Here is a 5,723-nt window from a genome sequence, read left to right on the forward strand (position 1 = left end):
CTCAAACGCCGGACGGGCTGAAAACAGCCCGTCCGGCGTTTGAGGACGAGCGGCGAAGCCGCGAAGGGGGGCTGGGGCGCAGCCCCAGGAAGCGGCGAAGGGGTGGGACCGGGGCACCCCCACCTCCGGGCCCCGGCCGGGAACCGAGCATCCGGGTGACAAACATCGCCTCACCCGTTCACCGCCATCCCAAGCGGAAGATTAGACTCGACCGACCGGCAAAAGCTCGACAGCTTAAGGAGGCACGGGTGGCCCTGCTGACCCGCATCAGGGAACCGCGCGATCTTGACCGGCTGAGCCCCGAGCAGCTCGACCGGCTGGCCGCGGAGATCCGCACCTTCCTCGTCGACGCCGTCTCCAAGACCGGTGGTCACCTCGGCCCCAACCTCGGCGTGGTCGAGCTCACCATCGCCCTGCACCGCGTCTTCGACTCGCCCAAGGACAAGGTCCTCTTCGACACCGGGCACCAGGCGTACGTGCACAAGCTGCTCACCGGCCGCCAGGACTTCTCCCGGCTCCGGGCCAAGGACGGCCTCTCCGGCTACCCCTCGCGGGCCGAGTCGGAGCACGACGTCATCGAGAACAGCCACGCCTCCACCGTCCTGGGCTGGGCCGACGGTCTCGCCAAGGCCAACCAGGTGCTCGGCCGCCAAGACCGGCACGTCGTCGCCGTCATCGGCGACGGCGCCCTCACCGGCGGCATGGCCTGGGAGGCGCTGAACAACATCGCCGTCGCCAAGGACCGCCCGCTCGTCATCGTCGTCAACGACAACGAGCGCTCCTACGCGCCCACCATCGGCGGCCTCGCCAACCACCTGGCCACCCTGCGCACCACGGACGGCTACGAGCGCTTCCTGGCCCGCGGCAAGGACCTGCTGGAGCGCACGCCGGTCGTCGGCAAGCCGCTCTACGAGACGCTGCACGGCGCCAAGAAGGGCCTCAAGGACTTCATCGCCCCGCAGGGCATGTTCGAGGACCTGGGCCTGAAGTACGTCGGCCCGATCGACGGCCACGACATCGAGGCCCTGGAGTCCGCCCTCCAGCGCGCCAAGCGCTTCAACGGCCCCGTGATCGTCCACTGCCTCACCGAGAAGGGCCGCGGCTACCAGCCGGCCGAGCAGCACGAGGCGGACCGCTTCCACGGCATCGGCGTCATCCACCCCGACACCGGCCTGCCGGTCGCCGCCTCCGGCGCCAGCTGGACCTCCGTCTTCGGCGACGAGATGGTCGCCCTCGGCCGCGAGCGCGAGGACATCGTCGCGATCACCGCCGCCATGATGCAGCCGGTCGGCCTCGGCAAGTTCGCGAAGGAGTTCCCCGACCGCGTCTACGACGTCGGCATCGCGGAGCAGCACGCGGCCACCTCGGCGGCCGGCCTGGCGACGGGCGGCCTGCACCCGGTCTTCGCCGTCTACGCCACCTTCCTCAACCGCGCCTTCGACCAGGTCCTGATGGACGTGGCCCTGCACAAGTGCGGCGTCACCTTCGTCCTCGACCGGGCCGGCGTCACCGGCGACGACGGCGCCTCGCACAACGGCATGTGGGACATGTCGATCCTCCAGGTCGTCCCCGGCCTGCGGATCGCCGCCCCGCGCGACGCCGACCAGGTCCGCGCCCAGCTCCGCGAGGCCGTCGAGGTCGACGACGCCCCCACCGTCGTGCGTTACTCCAAGGGCACGGTCGGCCCGGCCGTCGAGGCCGTCGGCCGCGTCGGCGGCATGGACGTGCTCCGCCGCCCGGCGGACGACATCGGCCGCGCGGACGTCCTCATCGTCTCCGTCGGCGCCCTCGCCCCGATGTGCCTGGAGATCGCCGACCTCCTCGACAAGCAGGGCATCTCCTCCACCGTCGTCGACCCGCGCTGGGTCAAGCCGGTCGACGAGGCGCTGCCCGGCCTGGCCCGGGAGCACCGCGTCGTCGTCACCGTCGAGGACAACGGCCGGGTGGGCGGCGTCGGTTCGGCCGTCGCCCAGGCGCTCCGCGACGCCGGCGTCGACCTGCCGCTGCGCGACTTCGGCATCCCGCCGCGCTTCCTCGACCACGCCTCCCGCAAGGAGGTCATGGCCGAGATCGGGCTGACCGCCCCGGACATCGCCCGCCAGGTCACCGGCCTGGTCGCCAAGCTGGACGGGACCTCCGTCGGGGACGGCGTCACCGGGCCCGCCGGCGGCTCGCCGCTCCCGGGCACGGACGGGACGGGCGAGCCCGCCGAGGCCGTCCGCGACTGACCGGCCGGTGCGCGCCGGCCCGCGGCCGGCCGCGTCGTGCCCTTCCGATCCGCCACCGGGGCCGGTCGGACCACCCCCGGGTTGGTCCGGCCGGCCCCCGCGCATACCCGCGCCTGACCTCCATCGGGTGAATCCGGCGGCAGGGAGGCTGTGGCCCCCCGGGCCGAACCCCGAACATCGCGGACACTCGCTCAGTTCAGGGACGACGCGGTGCGGCGCCGACGCGGTGCGGCCGCGGGGCGGCGCGAGCCGCGACTGGTGGAGGTGGGCCGATGACCACGGAACGACCGACCCGGAACGACCGCGGCAGGAGCGGAGTGTTCCGGACGAAGACGGTGGAGCAGTCCATCCGGGACACCGAGGAACCCGAACACGTCCTCAAGAAGTCGCTCTCCGCCCTCGACCTCACCGTCTTCGGCGTCGGTGTCGTCATCGGCACCGGCATCTTCGTCCTCACCGGCAAGGTCGCCAAGGAGAGCGCGGGCCCCTCCGTGGCCCTGTCGTTCGTCCTCGCCGGCATCGTCTGCGGACTGGCGGCGCTGTGCTACGCCGAGTTCGCCTCCACCGTGCCGGTGGCCGGCTCCGCGTACACCTTCTCGTACGCCTCGCTCGGCGAACTGCCCGCCTGGATCATCGGCTGGGACCTGATCCTGGAGCTGGCGCTGGGCTGCGCCGTGGTCTCCGTCGGCTGGTCCGGCTACATCCGCTCGCTGCTCGACACCGCCGGCTGGCACTTCCCCGCCGCGCTGTCCGGGCCGCACCACGGCGACTTCGGCTTCGACCTCCTCGCCTGCCTGCTGGTGCTGGTGCTCACCGCGATCCTGGTCGCCGGGATGAAGCTGTCCTCGCGCGTCACCTCCGTCGTGGTGGGCGTGAAGGTGACGGTCGTCCTCATCGTCATCATCGCCGGCTCGTTCTTCATCAGCGGCGCCAACTACGACCCGTTCATCCCGCCCGCCCAAAGCAGCTCGGGCGGGAGCGGCCTGGCCGCCCCCCTCTCCCAGCTCCTCTTCGGCTTCACGCCGTCCCACTTCGGCGTCATGGGCATCTTCTCGGCCGCCGCCGTGGTCTTCTTCGCGTTCATCGGCTTCGACATCGTCGCCACCGCAGCCGAGGAGACCCACAACCCGCAGCGCGACGTCCCGCGCGGCATCCTCGGCTCGCTCGCCATCTGCACCGTCCTCTACGTGGCCGTCTCCGTCGTCGTCACCGGTATGCAGAAATACAGCCGGCTCTCCGTCGACGCGCCGCTCGCCGACGCCTTCAAGGACGCCGGACACCCCTTCTGGGCCGGGCTGATCAGCTTCGGCGCGGCCGTCGGCCTCACCTCCGTCTGCATGATCCTGCTGCTCGGGCAGAGCCGGGTGTTCTTCGCGATGAGCCGCGACGGGCTGCTGCCGCGCGTCTTCTCCACCGTGCACCCGCGCTTCGGCACGCCCTACCGCTCCACGGTCCTCCTCGGCGCCGTCGTGGCCGTCGTCGCGGGGTTCACCTCCATCGACGTCCTGGCCGAGCTGGTCAACATCGGAACCCTCTTCGCCTTCGTCGTCGTCGCCCTCGGCGTCGTCCTCCTGCGCAGGGCCCGCCCCGACCTGCCGCGCGCCTTCCGCACGCCGTTCGTGCCCTTCGTGCCGGTGCTGTCGGTGCTGGCCTCGCTCTGGCTGATGCTCAACCTCCCGGCGGAGACGTGGCTGCGGTTCGCCGTGTGGATGGCGCTGGGCGTCGCGGTCTACTTCGTGTACGGCAAGCGGCACAGCAGGGTCGCGGCGGAGGCGGCGCGGCCTGGTCCGCCCGGGCGGTGACCGGGGGCCGCGCGGCCGGGCACGGCCCGCGGTTTTCCCCGTCTCGCCCCCGTCGCGTCCCCGTCTCGTCCCCCGTCTTGTCCCCGACTCCGGGTCGAACGCTTCCCGGACCACGCTCCGGCTCCTCCCTGATTCCTCCCTGACACCCCGTATGTCACCCGCCGCCGGAACACGCGGAGCCCTAGGTTGGCCGCATGTCCGCCGCGCAGCACGTCGTCGTCCCGGCTCCCGCCGCCGTCCCGCGCCCCCGCATCGGGGCCGAGCCGGCCGCGGGGCCCCGGCGCGGGCTGCCCTTCTGGGCCGGGCTGCTGCCCGTCCTGACCGCCCTGGCCCTCGTCACCCGGCTGCCCTCCTTCCTCCGCCCGCTGTGGAATCCGGACGAGGGCTTCCTCGCCACCCAGGCCCGGATGCTCGCCCAGGGCGCCGTCCTCTACCGCACGGTCGTCGACCGCAAGCCGCCGCTGCTGCCCTGGCTGTACGAGGCGTGCTTCCACGCCTTCGGCGACGGCTCGCTCCTGCCCGTCAAGGGCCTCGCCGTGGCCGCCCAGCTGGCGACGGCCGTGCTGCTGGCCTCGTTCGCCCGCTGCCGCTGGGGCGAGCGCGCCGGGCGTACGGCCGGGGTGCTCTACCTGCTGGTGTCCATCGGCCTGGAGCCCGAGGACGCCCAGGCCGCCACCTTCGAGGTGTTCGCCGTGCCGTGGACGGCCGCCGCCCTGTGGTGCGCCGACCGCGGCCGCTGGGGCCGGGCCGGCCTGGCGACGGCCGCGGCCCTGCTGACGAAGCAGACCGGGGGAGCGGTCCTGGCCCCCGTCCTGCTGATGCTCTGGACGGCCCGTCCCGCCGCGCGCGGCGGCACCGCCGCCCTCGCCCTCGGCGTCACCCTGCCCGTGGCCGCCGCCGCCTGGGTGTGCGGCCCGGCCCGGCTGCTGTTCTGGTGTGTGACCGGCTCCGGCACCTACGCCTCCGTGGAGGGCACGGTCGCCGCCTCGGCCGCCCGGGCCGTCGCCAACGCCGGTGTGCTGACGACCAGTTGCGCCGGGCTGCTCGCGCCCGTCGGCATCCTCCTGCTGGCCCGCCGCCGGGTCGCGCCGCCGGAGCTGTGGCTGTGGCTGATCGCCTCCGCGGTGGCCGTCACCACCGGCTTCCACTTCTTCGGCCACTACTACCTCCAGCTGATCCCGCCCCTCACCCTGCTGGCCACCGCCGCCCTGCACGTCCTCCCCGAGGCGGTCCGCCGCGTCGCCGCCGTCCTCAGCGCGCTGTCCTGCGCCGCCTTCCTGACCGCCGGGCTGCTCGCCACCCCGCCCGAGCTGCCGCACTCACTGCGGGTCGCCGACGCGGTACGGGCCCGCACCGCCCCGGCCGACCCGGTGCTGATCTGGGGCATGCACCCGGAGCAGTACTGGTTCGCCGGCCGCCCGCCGGCGGGCCGCTTCCTCACGGCCGGACTGCTCACCAACTACAGCGGCGGCCGGGACGCCTCGGCGGTCGGGGAGGCGTACGGGGTACCGGGCGGCTGGCCCGTCTTCCGCCGCGAACTCCGGGCGCGCCCGCCGGCGCTCGTCGTGGACGACTCCCGCGGCCGGCCCTACGAGGTGGCACGCGTGCCCTCGCTGCGGGCCTTCCTGCGGGGCGGGTACGCGCGGGTGGGGAACGTGGAGGGGGCAGTGCTGTATGCGCGCCGGTGAGGGGG

The 5,723-nt window shown here is 73.5% G+C and carries 3 protein-coding genes; all 3 read left to right on the plus strand.

Translation table 11 applies throughout. The features are described 5' to 3' along the window. Positions 1-248 precede the first annotated feature (248 nt). The 3 genes from dxs to ACSNOK_RS29975 all read left to right on the plus strand — a co-directional run bounded on the left by dxs (position 249) and on the right by ACSNOK_RS29975 (position 5,718). Positions 249-2,228, plus strand: a complete 1,980-nt coding sequence (gene dxs / locus ACSNOK_RS29965; RefSeq protein WP_436783944.1) for a 1-deoxy-D-xylulose-5-phosphate synthase — start codon at positions 249-251, stop codon at positions 2,226-2,228. Positions 2,229-2,500: 272 nt separating this feature from the next. Next, positions 2,501-4,030: an amino acid permease gene (locus ACSNOK_RS29970; RefSeq protein WP_436783945.1), complete on the plus strand. Its 1,530-nt coding sequence runs from the start codon at positions 2,501-2,503 to the stop codon at positions 4,028-4,030. Between the two features lie 194 nt (positions 4,031-4,224). Beyond that, the gene (locus ACSNOK_RS29975; RefSeq protein ID WP_436783946.1) at positions 4,225-5,718 is read left to right on the plus strand and encodes an ArnT family glycosyltransferase; all 1,494 of its coding nucleotides are present in this window, start codon (positions 4,225-4,227) and stop codon (positions 5,716-5,718) included. Positions 5,719-5,723 lie beyond the last annotated feature (5 nt).

Origin of the sequence: Streptomyces sp. URMC 126, assembly GCF_051386555.1 — a bacterium.
Classification (GTDB): domain Bacteria; phylum Actinomycetota; class Actinomycetes; order Streptomycetales; family Streptomycetaceae; genus Streptomyces.